Origin of the sequence: Streptomyces rimosus subsp. rimosus, from assembly GCF_000720725.1 — a bacterium.
GTDB classification, from domain to species: Bacteria; Actinomycetota; Actinomycetes; order Streptomycetales; family Streptomycetaceae; genus Streptomyces; species Streptomyces rimosus_A.
In genome coordinates, this window is sequence record NZ_JOCQ01000039.1 from 36,888 (window position 1) to 56,879 (window position 19,992).

General features: G+C 71.7%; 15 protein-coding genes. 8 read left to right on the plus strand and 7 right to left on the minus strand.

Annotated features, from left to right (window positions below):
• Window positions 1-25: 25 nt before the first annotated feature.
• Both IH45_RS0120730 and IH45_RS0120735 read left to right on the plus strand, forming a co-directional pair.
• Window positions 26-1,096, plus strand: a complete 1,071-nt coding sequence (locus IH45_RS0120730; protein ID WP_030670282.1) for a LacI family DNA-binding transcriptional regulator — start codon at window positions 26-28, stop codon at window positions 1,094-1,096.
• Window positions 1,097-1,191: 95 nt separating this feature from the next.
• Window positions 1,192-2,028, plus strand: coding sequence for a phosphatase PAP2 family protein (locus IH45_RS0120735; RefSeq protein ID WP_030670285.1), 837 nt, complete (start codon window positions 1,192-1,194; stop codon window positions 2,026-2,028).
• A 31-nt stretch (window positions 2,029-2,059) separates the two neighbouring features.
• On the opposite strand, the gene IH45_RS0120740 is transcribed toward IH45_RS0120735, so the two are convergent.
• Window positions 2,060-5,095 carry a bifunctional [glutamine synthetase] adenylyltransferase/[glutamine synthetase]-adenylyl-L-tyrosine phosphorylase gene (locus tag IH45_RS0120740; RefSeq protein WP_030670288.1) on the minus strand — a complete coding sequence of 1,012 codons (3,036 nt, stop codon included), beginning with the start codon at window positions 5,093-5,095 and terminating at the stop codon, window positions 2,060-2,062.
• On the minus strand, window positions 5,092-6,453 hold the full coding sequence (locus IH45_RS0120745) for a glutamine synthetase family protein (protein WP_030670291.1): 1,362 nt from the start codon (window positions 6,451-6,453) through the stop codon (window positions 5,092-5,094). Before IH45_RS0120745 ends, IH45_RS0120740 begins: the two co-directional genes overlap by 4 nt.
• 300 nt (window positions 6,454-6,753) lie before the next feature.
• Between IH45_RS0120745 and IH45_RS0120750 the strand changes: the two genes are divergently transcribed.
• A complete protein-coding gene (locus IH45_RS0120750; protein WP_050515025.1) occupies window positions 6,754-7,371 on the plus strand; it encodes a mycothiol-dependent nitroreductase Rv2466c family protein in 618 nt (205 codons plus the stop codon).
• Between the two features lie 12 nt (window positions 7,372-7,383).
• Here the strand turns inward: IH45_RS0120750 and IH45_RS0120755 are convergent, their stop codons facing one another.
• Together IH45_RS0120755 and IH45_RS0120760 are read right to left on the minus strand one after the other, a co-directional pair.
• Entirely contained in the window at window positions 7,384-8,289 is a 906-nt protein-coding gene (locus tag IH45_RS0120755) for an alpha/beta fold hydrolase (protein WP_030670297.1), read from the minus strand.
• Window positions 8,286-8,990 carry a DUF998 domain-containing protein gene (locus IH45_RS0120760; RefSeq protein ID WP_030670300.1) on the minus strand — a complete coding sequence of 235 codons (705 nt, stop codon included), beginning with the start codon at window positions 8,988-8,990 and terminating at the stop codon, window positions 8,286-8,288. Before IH45_RS0120760 ends, IH45_RS0120755 begins: the two co-directional genes overlap by 4 nt.
• 111 nt (window positions 8,991-9,101) lie before the next feature.
• Between IH45_RS0120760 and IH45_RS0120765 the strand changes: the two genes are divergently transcribed.
• Both IH45_RS0120765 and IH45_RS0120770 read left to right on the plus strand, forming a co-directional pair.
• Window positions 9,102-9,554: a DUF6153 family protein gene (locus IH45_RS0120765; RefSeq protein WP_030670303.1), complete on the plus strand. Its 453-nt coding sequence runs from the start codon at window positions 9,102-9,104 to the stop codon at window positions 9,552-9,554.
• 101 nt (window positions 9,555-9,655) lie between these two features.
• Window positions 9,656-11,293: a multicopper oxidase family protein gene (locus IH45_RS0120770; RefSeq protein ID WP_030670306.1), complete on the plus strand. Its 1,638-nt coding sequence runs from the start codon at window positions 9,656-9,658 to the stop codon at window positions 11,291-11,293.
• A gap of 132 nt (window positions 11,294-11,425) precedes the next feature.
• On the opposite strand, the gene IH45_RS0120775 is transcribed toward IH45_RS0120770, so the two are convergent.
• Window positions 11,426-12,769 (minus strand): glycosyltransferase family 2 protein, encoded by a 1,344-nt coding sequence (locus tag IH45_RS0120775; protein WP_078897691.1) that lies wholly within the window; start codon window positions 12,767-12,769, stop codon window positions 11,426-11,428.
• A 354-nt stretch (window positions 12,770-13,123) separates the two neighbouring features.
• Between IH45_RS0120775 and IH45_RS0120780 the strand changes: the two genes are divergently transcribed.
• The 3 genes from IH45_RS0120780 to IH45_RS0120790 all read left to right on the plus strand — a co-directional run bounded on the left by IH45_RS0120780 (window position 13,124) and on the right by IH45_RS0120790 (window position 17,728).
• Complete coding sequence (locus IH45_RS0120780) at window positions 13,124-14,653, plus strand: RICIN domain-containing protein (RefSeq protein WP_078897692.1); 1,530 nt, start codon at window positions 13,124-13,126, stop codon at window positions 14,651-14,653.
• 21 nt (window positions 14,654-14,674) lie between these two features.
• On the plus strand, window positions 14,675-15,871 hold the full coding sequence (locus IH45_RS0120785) for an RICIN domain-containing protein (RefSeq protein WP_030670313.1): 1,197 nt from the start codon (window positions 14,675-14,677) through the stop codon (window positions 15,869-15,871).
• 102 nt (window positions 15,872-15,973) lie between these two features.
• Complete coding sequence (locus IH45_RS0120790) at window positions 15,974-17,728, plus strand: NAD+ synthase (RefSeq protein ID WP_030670315.1); 1,755 nt, start codon at window positions 15,974-15,976, stop codon at window positions 17,726-17,728.
• Between the two features lie 82 nt (window positions 17,729-17,810).
• Here IH45_RS0120790 and IH45_RS1000000149390 read toward each other — a convergent pair whose 3' ends face one another.
• Window positions 17,811-18,254 carry a hypothetical protein gene (locus IH45_RS1000000149390; RefSeq protein WP_032917956.1) on the minus strand — a complete coding sequence of 148 codons (444 nt, stop codon included), beginning with the start codon at window positions 18,252-18,254 and terminating at the stop codon, window positions 17,811-17,813.
• 309 nt (window positions 18,255-18,563) lie between these two features.
• A complete protein-coding gene (locus IH45_RS0120800) occupies window positions 18,564-19,775 on the minus strand; it encodes an MFS transporter (RefSeq protein ID WP_030670318.1) in 1,212 nt (403 codons plus the stop codon).
• Window positions 19,776-19,992 lie beyond the last annotated feature (217 nt).

Genomic DNA, 19,992 nt, shown 5'->3' on the forward strand with positions numbered 1-19,992 from the left:
GGAGGCGACCGGTACAGTCCCACCCATGACCGCCCGGCTGGCCGATATCGCAGCGCAGGCGGGTGTCAGCGAGGCCACCGTCAGCCGGGTGCTCAACGGAAAACCCGGTGTCTCCGCGACCACCCGCCAGTCCGTGCTGGCCGCGCTCGACGTGCTCGGGTACGAGCGTCCGGTACGGCTGCGGCAGCGCAGCGCCGGGCTGGTCGGCCTGATAACGCCGGAGCTGGAGAACCCGATCTTCCCGGCGTTCGCGCAGGTCATCGGCCAGGCGCTGACCCGCCAGGGCTACACCCCGGTACTGGCCACCCAGACGCCGGGCGGCTCCACCGAGGACGAGCTGACCGAGATGCTGGTGGACCGCGGCGTCGCCGGGATCATCTTCGTCTCCGGGCTGCACGCCGACACCTCCGCCGACATGCAGCGCTATGAGCAGCTGCGCGGCCAGGGGGTGCCCTTCGTCCTGATCAACGGCTTCTCCGACAAGGTGCAGGCGCCGTTCGTCTCGCCCGACGACCGGGCCGCGATCCGCCTCGCCGTCACCCATCTGGCGGCACTGGGCCATGAACGGATCGGGCTGGCGCTCGGCCCGAAGCGCTTCGTGCCGGTCCAGCGCAAGATCGAGGGCTTCCTGGACAGCATGGGCGAGCAGCTGGGCCTGGACCGGGCCGCCGCCCAGGAGCTGGTCCAGCACTCCCTCTACACCCTGGAGGGCGGGCAGGCCGCGGCCGCCGCGCTGATCACCCGCGGCTGCACGGCGGTGGTGTGCGCGAGCGACATGATGGCGCTGGGCGCGATCCGGGCCGCGCGGCAGCAGGGCCTGGACGTGCCCCGGGACGTCTCGGTCGTCGGCTTCGACGACTCCCCGCTGATCGCTTTCACGGACCCGCCGCTGACCACGATCCGGCAGCCGGTCACCGCGATGGGCCAGGCGGCCGTGCGCGCGCTGCTGGAGGAGGTCGGCGGCACCCCGGCGCCGCACAGCGAGTTCGTCTTCCACCCGGAGCTGGTGGTTCGCGGTTCAACCGCTTCCGCTCCGAAGACCGCCCGGGTTCCCGGTCCGGCGGTCTCCTCCGATACGGATGAAAGCCGTACGTAAGGGTTCCCCCTCCCCCTGAAGTGCTACGCGGGGCCTTCCGGGACCCGACCAGAGGGTGATCGGCCGCGGACCCCTTTCTGGCAGACTGTCTGCCTATGGGTGAAGCGCATGTGAAGACTCTTGACGGCCGTGCGGCCGTACCGCCGCCCACCGAGGACGACGCGCCGAGCGTGTCCTCCGGTGGCCGGCTGGCCCGCCTGCGCTCCCCCCGTACCCCGCGGCTGTGGTTCGAGATCCTGCTGATCGCGGTCAGCTACTGGATCTACTCCATGATCCGCAACGCCGTGCCCGAGCAGAAGGCCCAGGCGCTGAAGAACGCGGACTGGATCTGGCGGGCCGAGCACACCCTCGGCATAGCGGTGGAGAAGACCGTCAACCACGCCGTCGACTCGGTGACCTGGCTCATCGTCTCGATGAACTACTACTACGCCACACTGCACTTCATACTGACCATCGGGGTGCTGGTATGGCTCTACCGCTGGCACCCCGGCCGGTACGCCGCCGCCCGCCTCGCGCTCTTCGCGACCACCGGCGTGGCCCTGCTCGGCTACTACCTCTACCCGCTGGCCCCGCCCCGCCTGATGAACGGCGGCGGCTTCATCGACACCGTCATCGTCCACCACACCTGGGGCTCGATGGCCTCCGGCAACCTCGCCTCGATGTCCAACCAGTACGCGGCGATGCCCTCGATGCACATCGGCTGGTCGCTGTGGTGCGGCGTGATGATCGCGCTGATCGCCAAGCCCGTGTGGGCCAAGGTGCTGGGCCTGCTCTACCCGGCCACCACCCTCGTGGTGATCGTCTCCACCGCCAACCACTTCTGGCTGGACGCGGTGGGCGGCATCCTGTGCCTGGCCTTCGGGATCGGCCTGGCCTTCGCCTGGTACGCGGCGCTGCCGCACCGGCTGCCGCGCCGGGTCGCCGCAGTCTGAGACCGCCGCGCCCCCGGCGCATCTCCCCGGGTCAGGACGCCCCGTAGAAGATCGTCTCCACCACCGCACGGGCCCGGCGCGTCGTGCGCCGGTAGTCGTCCAGCATCTCCCCGACGTGCCCCTCCTCGTAGCCGAGGTAGCGGCCGACCGCCGCCAGCTCCCGCGCGTCGGCCGGGAACGTGTCGCCGGAGCGGCCCCGTACGAGCATCACCGCGTTGCGCACCCGCGACGCGAGCACCCACGCCTCGTCCAGGATCTGCGCGTCCTCCGTGGCCAGCAGCCCGGCGTCGCGGGCCGCGGCCAGCGCCGTCCGCGTACGGGTCGTGCGCAGGCCCGGCTCCGCCCAGGCGTGCTGCATCTGGATCAGCTGCACGGTCCACTCCACGTCGCTCAGGCCGCCGCGGCCGAGCTTGGTGTGGGTGGTCGGGTCGGCGCCGCGCGGCAGCCGTTCGGTCTCCATCCGGGCCTTGAGCCGGCGGATCTCCCGTACGGCGTCCTCGCCCAGCCCCTCCACCGGGTAGCGCAGCGGGTCGACCAGCTCGATGAACCGCTCCCCCAGCTCCGCGTCGCCCGCGACCGGCTCGGCGCGCAGCAGGGCCTGCGCCTCCCAGACAAGCGACCAGCGCCGGTAGTAGGCGGCGTAGGAGGAGAGGGTGCGCACCAGCGGGCCGGTCTTGCCCTCCGGGCGCAGGTCGGCGTCGATCGGGAGCGGCGGGTCGGAGGACGGCAGCTGGAGCAGGCGGCGCATCTCGTTGGCGACGGCGTGCGCGGCCTTGGCGGCCTCCTGCTCGTCGGCGCCTTCGCGCGGCTCGTGCACGAACAGCACGTCGGCGTCGGAGCCGTACCCCAGCTCGTGGCCGCCGAAGCGGCCCATGCCGATGACGGTGAAGCGGGTGGGCAGGGTGTCGCCCCACCGGTCGCGTACGGCGGCGCGCAGCGCGCCCGCGATGGTGGCGGCGGTCAGGTCGGAGACGGCGCCGCCGACCACGTCGGCGGCGTGCCCGCGGTCCTGCTCGGCGGGGCGGCCGTCGGTGCCGTACGCGCCGATCAGGTCCGCCGCCGCCGTACGGAACAGCTCGCGGCGCCGTACTCCGCGAGCCGCCGCGACGGCCTGTTCGGCGCCCTCCGCGCGGCCGACCGCGGCCAGCACCTCCTGCTCCAGCGCGGCCCGGCCGCGCGGCTGCAGCCCGTCCTTGGCGCCGAGCAGCGCGACCGCCTCGGGCGCACGCAGCAGCAGGTCGGGGGCGAAGCGGCCGGCCGACAGGACGCGGGCCAGGTTCTCGGCCGCGGCGCCCTCGTCGCGCAGCAGGCGCAGGTACCAGGGCGTCTTGCCGAGCGCGTCGGAGACCTTGCGGAAGTTGAGCAGTCCGGCGTCCGGGTCGGCGGAGTCGGCGAACCAGGCCAGCAGGACGGGCAGCAGGGTGCGCTGGATGGCGGCCTTGCGGGTGACGCCGGAGGCCAGCGCTTCGAGGTGGCGCAGCGCGGCGACCGGGTCGGCGTAGCCGAGGGCTTCGAGGCGCTGGCCGGCGGCCTTGGCGGAGAGCCGGGTCCCGCCCTCCTCCAGGTGCGCCACGGCGTCCAGCAGCGGCCGGTAGAACAGCTTCTCGTGCAGCCGCCGCACCTCGCGGGCGTGCCACTTCCACTCCTTGCGCAGCGTCTCCACCGGCTCGGTGCGCATCCCCATCGAGCGGGCCAGGCGCCGCAGGTCGGGCTCGTCCTCGGGCATCAGGTGGGTGCGGCGCAGCTTGTGGAGCTGGATGCGGTGTTCGAGCGTGCGCAGGAAGCAGTACGCGGCGTCCAGGGCCTTGGCGTCCTCACGGCCCACGTAGCCGCCCGCGGCCAGCGCCGAGAGGGCATCGAGGGTGCTCGGACTGTGCAGCGTCGCGTCGCCGCGGCCGTGCACCAACTGGAGCAGCTGGACGGCGAATTCGACGTCGCGCAGCCCGCCGGGCCCCAGCTTCAGTTCGCGGTCGACCTGGGCGGCGGGGATGTTCTCCACGACGCGGCGGCGCATCTGCCGTACGTCGGTCACGAAGTTCTCGCGCTCGGAGACCTGCCAGACCAGCGGGGTGACCGCGGCCACGTACTCCTTGCCCAGCTCCGCGTCGCCCGCCATCGGCCGGGCCTTCAGCAGGGCCTGGAACTCCCAGGTCTTGGCCCAGCGTTCGTAATAGGCGAGGTGGCTGTTGAGGGTGCGGACGAGCGGCCCGTTGCGGCCCTCGGGGCGCAGGTTGGCGTCCACCGGCCAGATCGTTCCCTCGGCGGTGACGTCGGAGCACACCCGCATCATCCGGCCCGCCAGCCGGGTCGCTGCCTGGAGGGCCTTGGGCTCCTCCTCGCCGTCCCGCGCCTCGGCGACGAAGATGACGTCCACGTCCGAGACGTAGTTCAGCTCCCGGCCGCCGCACTTGCCCATCGCGATGACCGCCAGGCGGCAGGCGGCGGCGTCGGTGGGCTGCTCCTCGGTGGCGATCTCCAGGGCGGCGCGCACCGTCGCGGTCGCCAGGTCGGCCAGCTCGGCGGCGGTCTCGGCCAGGTCGGTGGTACCGCACACGTCGCGCGCGGCGATGCCGAGCAGGCAGCGGCGGTACGCGGCGCGCAGCGCGTCCGGGCGCGGCCGCTCCCGGCCCGGCTCGCCCCAGACGCCCTCGGCGAGCGCCGCCTCGAACTCGGGCGTGGCCGGGTGCAGGTCGGCCGCCTCGTACGTGACCAGCGAGTGCCAGTCCCGCGGATGCCGTACGAGGTGGTCGCCGAGCGCCTCGGACGCGCCGAGCACGCCCAGCAGCCGGTCGCGCAGCGGCTTCGCGGTGATCAGCGTGGACAGCAGCGTCTGCCGCTCGTCGTCGTCCTGCGCCTCGGCCAGCCGGACCAGCGCGGTCAGCGCCAGGTCGGGGTCGGCGGTGGCGCCCAGCGCCTCCAGGAGCACCGAGTCGTCCCGTACGGCGGCCAGTTCGGGCGCTTCGAGAAGCCGCCCGGCCGCCGACGGGTCGGTGAAGCCGTACCGCAGCAGCCGGGAGAAGGCGCTGCTGCGCCGCCCCTGGTTCTGCGGAGCGGGGTGCGCGGTCACAGGACCGGCAGCATCTTGCGCAGCTCGAAGGCGGTCACCTCGGAGCGGTATTCCTCCCATTCCTGCTTCTTGTTGCGCAGGAAGAAGTCGAAGACGTGCTCGCCGAGGGTCTCCGCGACCAGTTCGCTGCGCTCCATCAGGTCGATGGCCTCGCCGAGGTTCTGCGGCAGCGGCTCGATGCCCATGGCGCGGCGCTCGGAGTCCGACAGCGCCCACACGTCGTCGTCGGCGCCGGCCGGCAGCTCGTAGCCCTCCTCGATGCCCTTGAGACCGGCCGCGAGCAGCACCGCGTAGGTCAGGTAGGGGTTGGCGCCGGAGTCGATGGAGCGGACCTCGACCCGGGTGGAGCCCATCTTGCCCGGCTTGTACATGGGGACGCGGATGAGCGCGGAGCGGTTGTTGTGGCCCCAGCAGATGTACGAGGGGGCCTCGCCGCCGGCGCCCGCGGTGCGGTTGGCGCCGCCCCAGATGCGCTTGTAGGAGTTGACCCACTGGTTGGTGACGGCGGAGATCTCGCCCGCGTGCCGCAGCAGGCCGGCGATGAAGGAGCGGCCCACCTTGGAGAGCTGGTATTCGGCGCCCGACTCGTGGAAGGCGTTGCGGTCGCCCTCGAAGAGCGAGAGGTGGGTGTGCATGCCCGAACCCGGGTATTCGGAGAACGGCTTGGGCATGAACGTGGCCTGTACGCCCTGCTCCAGCGCGACCTGCTTCATCACCAGGCGGAACGTCATGATGTTGTCGGCCGTGGACAGCGCGTCGGCGTAGCGCAGGTCGATCTCCTGCTGGCCGGGGGCGCCCTCGTGGTGGCTGAACTCGACCGAGATGCCCATCGATTCGAGCATGGTGATCGCCTGGCGGCGGAAGTCCATGCCGACGTTCTGCGGGGTGTGGTCGAAGTAGCCGGAGGAGTCCGCGGGGCTGGGCCGGGTGCCGTCCACCGGCTTGTCCTTGAGCAGGAAGAACTCGATCTCGGGGTGGGTGTAGAAGGTGAAGCCGAGGTCGGAGGTCTTGGCGAGGATGCGCTTGAGGACGTAGCGCGGGTCGGCGTAGGACGGGGAGCCGTCCGGCATCAGGATGTCGCAGAACATCCGGGCGGTGCCGGGGGCCTCGGCGCGCCACGGCAGGATCTGGAAGGTGCCCGGGTCCGGCTTGGCGATCATGTCGGACTCGTATACGCGCGCGAAGCCCTCGATCGCGGAGCCGTCGAAGCCGATGCCCTCGTCGAACGCCTGCTCAAGCTCGGCGGGCGCCACCGCGACGGACTTCAGGAACCCCAGCACGTCGGTGAACCACAGTCGTACGAAGCGGATGTCGCGCTCCTCCAGCGTACGGAGCACAAACTCCTGCTGCTTGTCCATGGCTCACCAATCCTCGCAGGTCAATCGGCCTGTCCACCCCCGCCGGTCAACGAGGTGTGGCACACCAGTATCACGTGAGGGGGTTACCGTCACATTACGCACCCTCGGCCGGGAACAGAACCGCCGGGCCGCACGGCGGCACCGGCACGTTTGCCCGGGAGCGGCGGACGGTACCCCGGAGAAGGGCGGACCTGTTCATCCCGCTTTGTTCCGCGGACGCCCGGGACCGCACCGCCGCGCCGGACCAGCCCTGATCCGCGCGCCCTGCCCCGAGTGCCCGCCGACGGCCGAGGAGAACCCGTGAGCAAGCACTTCGACGTCACGGCCGTGACGTTCTACTTCGACTCCGCCTGCCCCTGGACCTGGCGCACCGCGCGCTGGCTGACGGACGCCACCGAGCGCCGGGGCATCCCGCTGTCCTACCGCGCCTTCGACCTGACCGACGGCGCGCCGCTGGACGAGCTGCCCGACAAGCGCCGCCCGGTCGCCGCCGGGAGCCGCTGCCTGCTGCGCCTGGCCGAGGCCGCGCACACCGACGGCCGGGACACGCTGACCGGCAAGGTCTATGCCGCGTACGGCGCCGCCGTGCACGACGACGGCGCGGACCCGTCGCCGGAGCTGGCCGAACGGTGCCTGACGGAGGCGGGCGCCGCGGCGTACGCCTACGTACTGCACGACGCCGCGCTGGACCGGCAGGTGGCCCGGGCCCGCGAACAGGCGCAGGAGTTCTCCGGCAAGGACGCGGGCTCACCCGTCACGGTCCTCACCACGCCCCGCGGCGAACGCGGTTTCTTCGGGCCCGTGGTGGCGCCCACGCCCACCGGCGCGGAGGCCGACCGGCTGTGGGACGCGTTCGTCGGCGCGGCGTCCGTACCGCGGTTCTTCGAGCTGCGGGCGCGGCGGACCGCGAAGCCGTGAAGGCTCGCAGGTTCAGCGTCCGCGCGGCGGTCCTTCCAGGTCCGGGTCGGCGGTGAGGGACAGGACGGCGGTGGCCACCGCGTCCGGCGCGTCGGCCATAACCAGGTGCCCGGCCGGGGCGGCGACCGCGAAGGTGCCGCCGAGCTGGGTGGCCAGCGACCGCTGGCGCTCCAGCCAGCGCAGTTCGCGCGGCGTCTCGCTGCCGTCGTACGCGGCCAGGACCGTCACCGGCACGCCGCGCAGCGGGTGTTCCGGGCGCAGCGCGGCGACCTCGGCGGCCTGGTAGGCGTACGTCGCGTTCTCCAGGGCGCAGGCGCGCAGCACCCGGCTGGTGCGATAGACGCCGGCCTCGTGCGGGCCGCGCGGGTGGTTGCGCACGGTCGAGGCGCGCACGGTGAGGCGGCGCGCGGTGGGGCCGAGGGCGCGCGGCAGCCCGGCCGCCGACAGGACGGACGCGAGGCCGCCCGCCCAGGCCGTACGGACCGTACGCGGCAGCCGCGGGCGCGGGTCCTCCTCCACACTGCCGTCGACGAGCACGAGACCGGCGACGCGCTCCGGGTGGAGCCGGGCGAACGCCTCGGCGTGGAAGGCGGCCAGGCTGTGGCCGACGACGGCGCACGGTCCGGGCAGGCCGAGCGCGTCCAGGACGTGCGCGATCCGGGCGGCCTCGCCCGCCGCGGTGGGCGGACCGGCGGCGGGCGCGCTCAGCCCGAGGCCGGGCCGGTCGAAGCGGACCACCGTACGGTGCCGGGCCAGCCGGGCCACGACCGGATCCCAGTCGAACCAGCTCATGCCCAGCCCGCCGCTCAGCACGCACACCGGCCCGTCGCCCTCGCGCAGGACATGCAGCACCGTGCCGTCCACGCGCAGCATGCGGCCGGGGGCCGTGCCTTTGTGCTTGTCGCCGTCCCCGCTCATGCTGTTCCCCCTTCCCTCCCCGTAGTGGTTCCCGCTCGCCCGACACACCACGCGAGCAGGCCCACGTACAGGGCGACCAGCAGGACCTGGAGGCGCTGGCCGACGCCGAGCGCCCAGGTGCCGTGCCCCTCGGTGAAGGCGGCGATGGAGCTGAGCGTCCAGACGGTGGCGGCCAGTTCGGCGGCGGTCACCCCGGGCGCGACCCGGCCGAGCGGCGCCCCCCAGCCGTACCGGCGGGCGGCGACGGCCAGCAGGACGAGACCGGCCAGCGCGCCGACCATGGCCAGCGAGCTGCTGATCGCGTGCGCGGTGTGGGTGGCGGGCACCAGGCCCGCGGTCTCGCGGGCCGCGCACTCCGGGTCGCTGGTCGGCGCGCAGCTCAGCGGCAGCCGGGAGTCGACGGCGGTGGCGGCGCCGAAGAGCGCGAGCGCGGCCCAGCCCGCCGTGGCCCAGGGCCGCCGCTCCAGCGTGAGCAGCGCGGCCACCGCGCCGGCCAGCACCAGTACCCCGGCGGCCAGGTCCGTGGCGCGGAAGAGGCCGCCGAGCGGCTGGTCGGCGGCGGCCAGTTCGCTGACGTACGTCCGTACCGGATCGAGCCCGGTGGACAGCACCACCTCCAGCACCCAGGCGGTGTAGGCCACCGCTCCGAGCAGGAGGAGGACGGGGGCGGCGCGGCGGCTGTTGCTCGTCTGCTCGGACATCAAGGTCAAGGATAAGCAAAGTCGAGGGCCGGGAAGGGCCCGGGCGGCCCTGGGGCGGCATACCCCGCAGGGGTAGGGTACTGGGCAAGGGTTCCGGAAGGCGGTGCGGAGATGCCGTACGAGACGCGTGGACGCGGGCAGGGGAAGGCCGCCGCGTGGTGCGGCCGCCTGCTGCTGTTCGCCGCGCTGATCGTCGGCATCGTCGGGATGCACACGCTGGGGCATCCGGTGGGCGGGCACGGGACGGGGGCGATGCCCTCGGCGCACCAGGAACATGCGCAGCCGATGCCGGGCCCGCACCAGGACCACGCGGCCCAGGAACTCACGGTCCGGGCCTCCTCCCCCATCGCCGACGACCACCACGCCATGAACCCCGGCGCGGTCTGTCTGGCCGTGCTCTCCCTGTGGGTGCTCGTCCTGGTCCGTACGGGACGGCTGCTCGGGCGGCGCGCCGCCGACCTGCTCGCCGCCGTACGGGCCCGGCTGCTGCGCGTCCTGAAGCCCTTTCCACCCCCGGTCCCCCGGCACAAACACCTCGCCCGGCTCTCGGTCCTGCGCGTGTAGATGCGCGGCCGGCCGCCGACGCCTGCGCGCGTCCGCGGTCCGGCCCCCGCGCGCTCACCGCTTACCGACAAACCGACTTCACCACGAGGTGTTTCTTCCGCATGCGTACGCACACCCGCCGCGCCGTGCTCGGCGCGGGCATCGCGGCCGCCGGCGGCGGCCTGCTCGCCGCCTGTTCGACCGCCGACCAGAAGGGCAGCGCGGGCCACTCCGGCCACGGCGCCGCCGACAACCCGGCTCAGGCGCCGGGCGACTACGTCTCCCCCGACGGCCCGGAGGTGGCCGCCGCCGAGGCCAAGCGCGGCTCCGGCCCCGTACGGAAGGTCGCGCTGACCGCCACCGCCGCCAAGCTCGACCTGGGCGGCCGTACGGTCGGCAGCTGGGCCTACGGGGACGAGCTGCCCGGCAAGGAGGTACGGGTCACCGCGGGCGACACCCTGGAGCTGACGCTCGCCAACCACCTGCCCGAGGCCACCTCCCTGCACTGGCACGGTCTGGCCCTGCGCAACGACATGGACGGCGTACCGGACGTGACCCAGCGGCCGGTCAAGGCGGGCGGCTCGTTCACGTACCGCTTCGCGGTCGCCCACCCCGGCACGTACTGGTTCCACCCGCACTCGGGCGTGCAGCAGGACCGCGGCCTGTACGCGCCCCTGATCGTCGAGGACCCGAAGGAGCCGCTGAAGTACGACAAGGAGTGGGTCGTCGTCCTGGACGACTGGGTCGACGGGGTGGACGGCAGCACTCCGGACGCGGTGCTGGCCGAACTCTCCAAGGGCATGGGCGGCATGGACCACGGCTCCGGCTCTGGGGGCATGGACATGGGCGGCCACGGCGGCATGGACCACGGGGGCATGGACCACGGCGCGCACTCCATGGGCGGCACGGACAAGCCGTCCCCCGGCGGCCCCTCCCGCATGCTGATGGGCGCCACCAGCAAGCTGCTCGGCGGCGACGCGGGCGACGTGGACTACCCGTACCACCTGGTCAACGGCCGTACCCCGGAGGACCCGCAGACCTTCCGCGCCAAGCCGGGCGACCGGGTCCGCATCCGTTTCATCAACGCGGGCGGGGACACCGCCTACCGCGTCGCGCTCGGCGGCCACACCATGACGGTGACGCACACCGACGGCTACCCCGTCGCCCACGCCACCACGGACGCCCTGCTGCTGGGCATGGGTGAGCGCTACGACGTGGTGGTGACGGCCGAGGACGGCGTCTTCCCGCTGACCGCGCTCGCCGAGGGCAAGAAGCGCACCGGGCTGGCCCTGCTGCGCACCGGCGGCGGCGCGGCGCCCGACGCGTCCGTACGGCCGAAGGAGCTGGACGGGCGGCTGCTGACGGCCGACCGGCTCAAGGCCGACGGGCAGGTCCGCCTGGCGTCGCGCACGCCGGACCGCACGATCCGGTTCGACCTCACCGGCTCCATGGCGAAGTACGACTGGGCGATCAACGGCAAGAAGTACGCGCCGTCGCAGCGCTATCCGGTGCGCGCCGGGGAGCGGGTACGGCTGTCGTTCCGCAACAGCACCACGATGTGGCACCCGATGCACCTGCACGGGCACACCTTCGAGCTGCCGGACGGCGGGCCGCGCAAGGACACCGCGATCGTGCTGCCGGGCCGCAGCCTGGACGTCGACCTGGACGCCGACAACCCGGGGCTGTGGATGCTGCACTGCCACAACGTCTACCACGCGGAGTCCGGGATGATGACGGTCCTCGGGTACCGGAAGAAGTAGGCGGGTACGGGGCTGCCGGAACAGGCGGTACGGGGCTGCCGGGGCCGATGCGTCTGCTCCGCCTCCGGCAGCCTGCTCCGTCTCCGGCAGCCTCCGTCTTCCGTCGGCGGACGCGGTGTCACCTGCGCGGTGTCACCTGTGCCGGCGGCGGATCGGCGGCGCGGAGGCCGGGCGGTGGGGGTGGTGGCGCGCGGCCAGGACAGCGATGGCGCAGGCACACGCGGCCAGTGCCGCTTTGCGGTGATCCGACATGGGGGTCAGCGCCGGCCGGCGCCCGTGCCGGCCGGTCCAGGTCGTCAGGTGCCGTCCGAGCACCCACTCGCGGAACAGCCACCAGGCGGTCATGGGTCCGGTGAGGCACTGCACCGCCAGCCAGCCGGGCAGGCAGCGCAGCGTCGTCCGCCACCCGACCTGCCGTACGGCCACGCCGACCGACGCGGCGCCGATGGCCACCCAGAGCGGACTCCACCAGGTGCACAGGCCACGTACCGGGCCCCGGCGCGCGAGGTGGAACGGCAGGCCGAAGATGGCCACACCCCCGATGAAGGCGTCGACGACCTGCGAACCCACCACGATGAACGACGCGCTGTCCAGCATGGGGGCACGGTGCTTGACCATCGTCTGGGCGAATCCGGCTGTCCAGCGGTGCATTTGGGATACGAGTTCGGCCCAGGAGGTGGGCTCCTGGGTGTAGACGAAGGCCCCCGGGGTGAACCTGACCTGCTGGGCGCTTCGGTGGAGCATCCAGGTCAGGTTGAAGTCCTCGGTGATGGTGTGGTCGGGGAAACCGCCCGCCTCGCGGAGCACGTCCATGCGGTGGCAGTTGGCCATGCCGCTGAGGACCAGTTGCCGCTGGAGCACGTCCTGCATGGGGCGCGCCCAGCCGTTGGAGATCGCGTGGTAAAGCGTGCGGTACTGGCTGTAGATGGTGCGCGTGTCCTTGGGACGCGCCGACGTGCAGGTGCCGGCGCAGCCGCTGCGCAGCGTGCCCATCATCAGCTCCACCGCCCGTGGGCTCAAGGTGGCGTCCCCGTCCAGGGCGACGAGGGCGTCGCTCGTGATGCGCGGCAGGGCGAGATTCTGCGCGAGCGCTTTGGATCCGCCCTGTCCTTCGATGACCACGACCCCCATGCGGCGAGCGATTTCAGCGGTCTTGTCCGAACAATTGTCCGCGACCACGATGATCTGGTCGATGGGGTATGTCTGGGCACGGCAGGAACGTATGGTTTCGGCTATCGAAGTTTCTTCGTTGTGCGCGGGTATCACCAGAGAGACGCTTTGCGGAACTTTTTCTTCCGATGTGTTCGCAATAGTGCCGGCCTGCTGCACGGCATGGCGGCTCCGGTACGGTTCGCGGCTTCCAGGGGTCGGCTTCCGGCCGCCGCGAGAACGTTCCCGCAAGGCAAGGCTGACCGCCGCGGATGCCGTCAACAGCGTGGCGCCGATTCCAGTGCCGGTCAACATGGACACGGACATGTTTTTCCCCTCCCGGTACTCCGGCGGATCTTCGGTCGGCTGATTCGCGTCCTCTTGCGCCCGGACCGCGTCTGATAGGCCCGGCGCCGCCGACCGTTCCTGCGCATGGCGCGAATCGGCCGGGCGTCACATACGCTCCGGGACTGCCCCCCCGAAGAACATTATCCGGGGCCCGGCTCGCGCAAGGGGGCCGCACACGCATTCAGCCAGGCGATGAGGGCAGGACGCCGGACGCGGAAGTTGCGGTTTCATGGAACAGCGCCTCCCCACTGGCGCGAACTCTCCTAGACAGCACGCCTGAACGGGGGCTTAGCCTCAAGGCGGACCAGGGAACCGGACGAGGGGAAGTCGACCATGCCCGCCATCGGGATATCGCCGTTGAGCATCGACCTCGTAACCAGCCTGGATTTGGGGCCGGCGCACAGCGAAACCGTACAGGTGAACCTGTCCGAGAAAGGGGTGCTGCCCAAAATCGACGTCTACTTTCTCGCCGATACCACCGGCAGCATGCAGTCCGTCATCGACCAGGTGAGCCACGGCGCGGAAAACATCATGCGTCAGCTGACGCAGGCCGCGGAGAAAGTAGGCGCGGACGTCTTCTTCGGCGTCGGCAATTACCGTGACCTCAACGATCCGCAGGACCAGTGGTTCGACCACCAGGTGTCGTTGACCAGCGAGCCGGATCGGGCCAGGGAAGCCATCAGCCGCTGGTCCGCCAATGGTGGCGGGACGGATATCGCAGAGGGGCAGTTCTACGCCCTGGACATCCTCGCCCAGCCGCCCGGCGGGTCGGTCGGCTGGCGTCCCGACTCCAAGCGCATCATCGTGTGGATCGGTGACGCGCCCGGTCACGACCCGATCTGCACCGCCATACCGGGAGTGGACCACGAGATCACCCAGGAGTCGGTCACCGCGAAATTGCAGCAGCAGGGCATTTTCGTGCTGGCCATCAGCACGCCGTCGGGATACGCGCCGGGACTGAACGCGGATCCCAAGCCGCTGTCGAAGAGCGACGCGTACAAGAACTGCCGGATCGGCGGCGAGGAAGGGCAGGCCACGAAGATGGCCGGGGCCACCGGCGGGACGTTCGACGACGGGATCAAACCCGAGCAGGTCGTCCAGACGATCATCGATCGCAGCACGGACCGGATTCGCAAGATCGGCGCCATCAAGCTGGTGCCGGACCAGCGGATCGCTCCGTTCGTCCGGGTGCAGCCGCCGACCCGCGGGCCGATCGAAGGCGGTACGGCACAGCCCGTCCTGTTCACGCTCTCGTTCCCCGCCGCCGCGCCGTCGAAGGCTCCCGCGCCTTCTTCGGGAGCCGCGCCCGTCACCGTCGAGGGCAGGATCGATGTGAAGATCGACGGGGTGACCACCGGGTCGATCCCCGTGAAGATCGCCGTGCCGGACCTGAGCGGGCACTACACGATCCAGTGCACGAAGAGCGGCCTGAACCTCCAGCTGGAAACACCGAGCTGGAAGGGTGACGGCGCCAACGTCGTCCAGAACATCTCCACCGGAATTCCGGCGGAACAGTGGGACGTGAAGCCGGTCGAAAGGGGCGGCTACCGCATCAAGAACCGGGACACCGCCCTGGACCGCTATCTGGAGGTGGCGAACCAGTCGGACGCGGACAACGCGGAGATCCTGACGCGGAAGAACCCGGACGGGGAGCACAAGGAGTGGCTGCTCGTTCCGGTCGGCGCCTCGGACACCTTCGGCCCCGTGTTCCGCATCCAGAACCGGAAGACCGGCAAAGTACTCGACGTTCTCGGCCAGAGCAAAGAACCCCGTGTCCGGGTGGTCCAGTACCGCTACTGGGGCGACTACCCGACGTATCAGCAGGAGCACAATCAGCACTGGTACCTCCGGCACGTCGACTGAACCGGGGAAGGCTCCGGGTAAATGAATGTCCCGCACGACGCGCAGCTGGTACTGATCAGTGCGAGCAGCGGCAAGGCAATCACCGCCCACGGCTGTCGAATCCGTCAGTCGTGGGCGGGCTCGCGCGACGACTTCTCGCAGCGGTGGCGACTGCGCCCGGTCACCGGGGCCCGGCACACCTTTCGCATCGAGAACGTGCGCAGTGGCTTGCTGCTGACGGTGGCCGATACCGCCGCCGGCCAGGGAGCGGACATCGCGCTCGAACCAGGACGCGGCAGCCGGCAACAGTGCTGGCGTCTCGCCCCGCTGCACTTCGACCAATACGCATTGGTGAACCTGGCCAGCGGGAACTGCCTGGATCTCTGGGACGCCCGGCCCGACGACGACGCGGAATTCGGCCAGTCCCCTTTCTGGGACGGGCCCCAGCAGCGATGGCGGCTGCGGGAGGTAGAGCCCGTCCGGAAGACTCGCGCGCTGGTGACACTCGTCCGCGACGAGCCCGAATTCTTTCCCATCTGGCTGGGCTACTATTCCCGCTTCTTCGCGCCGCAGGACATCTACGTACTCGAACACCAGCCCCGGCCGGGCCTTCCCGCCGACGACCGGTTCGTCCATATACCGGTACACAACGAAGTGTTCAGCAGCGACTGGCAGCGCGATGTCGTCCAGCGGTACCAGCACGATCTGGTGGACCGCTATGACACCGTGCTCTGTACCGATGTCGACGAGATCGTCGCCCCGGATCCCGGCCTCGGCGATCTCGGTGCGTACATCGACCGGTTCAGCAGCGACCATGTCAGCTGCAACGGTTACGAGGTCCTGCATCTCAAGGACAGTGAACCGGCCTTCGATCCCGTTCAGAACGTGCTGCGCCAGCGGTCGACGTGGTTCCCCAACCCGCTGTATTCCAAGCCGCTGCTCGCCCGTGTGCCCATGATGTGGCGCAGCGGCTTCCACGAGCGGTTCGACGGCCGCGCCGACCACGACCCCGACCTCTACCTCATCCACCTGCACCGTATGGACTACGAGATATGCCTCCGCCGCCATGAACGCCGCAGTGGCCATCTGCGCACCCGGGACGATATCGACAACAACCGCGGATACCAGAACCGGATCGTCGATCCGGACGCGTTCCACCACTGGTTCTACCGGGACCGGGTCAATGGCGACCCCCTGTACCCCGAGCCCATTCCCGAACGCTGGCAGGGCGTGGTGTGAGCCGCTCCGGACGGCCCTGCGGGCGGCCGCCTCCGATTCGGCGCCCGACCTGCCGGAACCAAACACCCGGCACCGGACCGAACGCTCAGTAAGCTCGGCCGCGTGCCTCGCCTGCGGATCGCCCTGAACCAGACCGACGCCTGCGTCGGTGACCTCACCGGCAACACCGAAACGATCGTGCGCCGGACCCGGGAGGCCGCCCGGCGGGGCGCGCACCTGATCGCGTTCCCCGAGATGGTGCTGACCGGCTATCCCGTCGAGGACCTGGCGCTGCGGTCGTCGTTCGTGGAGGCGAGCCGCACCGCGCTGCGCGCGCTCGCCGCCCGGCTCGCCGACGAGGGCTTCGGGGACATCCCGGTCGTCGTCGGCTACCTGGACCGCTGCGAGCAGGCGCAGCCGCGGTACGGGCAGCCCGCGGGCGCCCCGCAGAACGCCGCCGCCGTGCTCCACCACGGCGCGGTCGCGCTCTCCTTCGCCAAGCACCACCTGCCCAACTACGGCGTCTTCGACGAGTTCCGGTACTTCGTGCCGGGCGAGACGCTGCCCGTGGTCCGGGTGCACGGCGTGGACGTGGCGCTGGCGATCTGCGAGGACCTGTGGCAGGACGGCGGCCGGGTGCCCGCGGCCCGGTCGGCCGGGGCGGGGCTGCTGGTCTCCGTCAACGCCTCGCCGTACGAGCGGGACAAGGACGACACCCGGCTGGAGCTGGTCCGCCGGCGCGCCCGGGAGGCCGGCTGCACGATCGCGTACCTGGCGATGTCCGGCGCGCAGGACGACCTCGTCTTCGACGGCGACTCGATCGTGGTGGACCGGGACGGCGCGGTGCTCGCGCGGGCGCCGCAGTTCGAGGAGTGCTGCGTGGTGCTGGACCTGGACCTGCCCGCAGCCGCGCCCCGGGCGCCGTCCGGGGTGGTGGACGACGGGCTGCGTATCGAGCACGTCGTCCTGACGCCGGACCCGCTGCCCGATGACGCGCCGCGGGAGACCGGCGGGCAGGCCGCGCGCCTGGAGGACACCGAGGAGATCTACGGCGCGCTGGTCGCCGGGCTGCGCGGCTACGTCACCAAGAACGGCTTCCGCAGCGTGCTGCTCGGGCTGTCCGGCGGGATCGATTCCGCGCTGGTCGCGGCCATCGCGTGCGACGCGCTCGGCGCCGGGAACGTGTTCGGCGTCTCGATGCCCTCCCGCTACTCCTCCGAACACTCCAAGGAGGACGCGGCCGAGCTGGCCCGGCGTACCGGACTGCGGCTGCGTACGGTGCCGATCGCCCCGATGTTCGACGCGTACATGGCATCACTGGAGCTGACCGGGGTCGCCGAGGAGAACCTCCAGGCCCGGCTGCGCGGCACGACGCTGATGGCGCTCTCCAACCAGGAGGGCCACCTCGTCCTCGCGCCGGGCAACAAGTCCGAGCTGGCGTGCGGCTACTCGACGCTGTACGGCGACGCGGTGGGCGGCTTCGGGCCGATCAAGGACGTGTACAAGAGCGACGTCTTCCGGCTCGCGCGCTGGCGCAACCGGTCGGCCGCCGATCACGGACGTACACCGCCGATCCCGGAGAACTCGATCACCAAGCCGCCGAGCGCCGAGCTGCGCCCCGGACAGGTGGACACCGACTCACTGCCCGACTACGAGATCCTCGACGCGATCCTGGAGCTGTACGTCGACCGCGACCAGGGGCGCGAGCAGATCGTCGGGCGCGGGTACGAGGACGAGCTGGTGGTGCGGGTGCTGCGGATGGTGGACGCGGCCGAGTACAAGCGGCGGCAGTACCCGCCGGGCACGAAGATCTCCGCCAAGGGCTTCGGGAAGGACCGGCGGCTGCCGGTCACGAATCACTGGCGGGAGTCGGTCTGAGTGGTGGAAGCCGGTGCCGCCCGGCAGGACGGCGGCCCGGCCCCGGTGCCGCCGCACCGGGACCGGGCCGCCACGGACGCGCTCAGGCCCGGAGGAAGTCGTAGGACTTGACCTTGCCGTTGTGGTCCACGTTGACGGTTGCCGACGACATCGCCGCGTCCATCGTGTACGTGGTCCGGCCCTGGTCACCGAAGTCGCTGGTGATCGGTCCGGGGTGGTTGGCGGAAAGCACGCCGACCGTCTCGCCGTCCGGGTCCTGGATGGTGGCGGTGCCCTTCTTGGCGTTCCACGTGAGGGTGTAGTGGTTGGCGATCTTCACCTTTTTGTCGTGGCCCTGGGCGGAGGCCGCCGCCGCGGGCTTGGCGGGGGCCGCGGAGTGCGCCGGGGCGGCGACCGCGGCCACGGCCGGTACGGCGACGGCGGCACTGGCCGCCGCGGCGACGACCGCGGTGCGCAGGCCCGCGCGCTTGCCGGTGCGGGCGGCGGACACGGACGCGTCGCCTGTGCGATGGGCTGCGAAGAACATGCTGCTCCTTGTGCTCGTCGTGCTGTGCGATGTGCTGTGCGTTGCGCTGTACGTCGTGCTGCGTCCGGGCCGGGCCCGGACCTGGCGTGAGCCGCCCTCGCGGGCCCACACCGAAAACGCTAGGAAGCCCCTGTTGCCGCTTCCCGGCAGCCGTGTAACAGCCGCCACGCGGTCCCGCCAAAGGCCCGTTGCACACAGCGGACGCACAGGTCACACATATCCCGCGCTTACGCACGCGAAGGGGCCGCGCCGTACGGTCGTACGACGCGGCCCCAGGAGGCAGTGCCGGGGTTGCTTCAGCTGTGCGGCTCAGCCCACCCGGTCCGGCAGTTCCGCCGGCACCTCGTCCTCGCTGCTCGCGACGACGCGGGAGGAGGCGGCGCCGCGGTCCAGGAGTCCCGCGGTGACCGCGATCCCCAGGCCGACGACGGCCAGGACCGCGCCGACCAGCGCCGGGGAGGTCCAGCCCCAGCCCGCCGCGATGGCCACCCCGCCGACCCAGGCGCCGCCCGCGTTGGCCAGGTTGAACGCCGAGTGGTTGGAGGCGGAGGCCAGGGTCGGCGCGTGCCGGGCCTTCTGCATGACCAGCATCTGCAGCGGCGTGGTGGTCATGAAGCCGACCGCGCCCAGGATGACGACGCAGATCAGGGCCGCCCACTTCACGTGCACCGCGAAGGTGAAGACGACGAGGGTCGCGGCGAGGGCCGCGAGCGCCCCGTACAGCGTGGGCCGCAGCGCGCGGTCCGTCAGCGGGCCCGCGGCCAGCGCGCCCAGCGTCATGCCGGCGCCGAAGAGCGCCAGGACGAGCGGGACGGAGCCTTCGGCGAAGCCGGAGACCTCGGTCATCATCGAGGCGAGGTAGCTGTAGACGGCGAACACGCCGGCGAAGCCGAAGACCGCGGTGACCAGGCCGAGGACGACCTGCCGGTTGCCCATGGCGCGCAGCTCGTGGGCCACGCCGCCGTGCTCCTCGTGCGGCATCTCCGGGACGAGCCGGGCCAGCGAGGCCATCGCGACCAGCCCGATGGCGGCCACCACCAGGAAGGTCGCGCGCCAGCCGAGGTGCTGGCCGAGCAGCGTCGCGGCGGGCACGCCGACGATGTTGGCGACGGTCAGTCCGAGGAACATGGTGGCCACGGCGCGGGCCTGCCGGCCTTCCTTGACCAGCCGGGCGGCGACGACCGCGCCGACGCCGAAGAACGCGCCGTGCGGCAGCCCGGCGAGCAGCCGGCCGGCGATCAGCAGGCCGAAGTTGGGCGCCAGGGCCGAGGCCAGGTTGCCGACCGTGAAGACGGCCATGAGCAGCAGGAGCATCCGCTTGCGTGGGACGCGCGCGCCGAGCGCGGTCAGCAGCGGGGCGCCGATGACGACGCCGAGGGCGTAGGCGGAGACGAGATAGCCGGCCGTGGGCACGGACGTACCCAGGTCGCCCGCGACATTGGGCAGCAGGCCCATCATCACGAACTCGGTGGTGCCGATGCCGAAGGCGGAGACGGCCAGCGCGAGCAGCGCCAGGGGCATGAGAGACCTTTCGAAAACGGTGCGTACGGACCCCCCGGCGCGGTGGTGCGGTGAGCGGTGCGCAGGGGATCCGTACGACGGCGTGATGCTGGATGTCCGTAAGTTCTTCTACGGAACAAAGTCTCCCAGGCCATTCATTCCGACGGGAGAACGGAATGTTACGGATGAGGGGCGGGCGCCCGGGCCGGCCCACGGGAACGGCCCCCGGCGGCGGGGC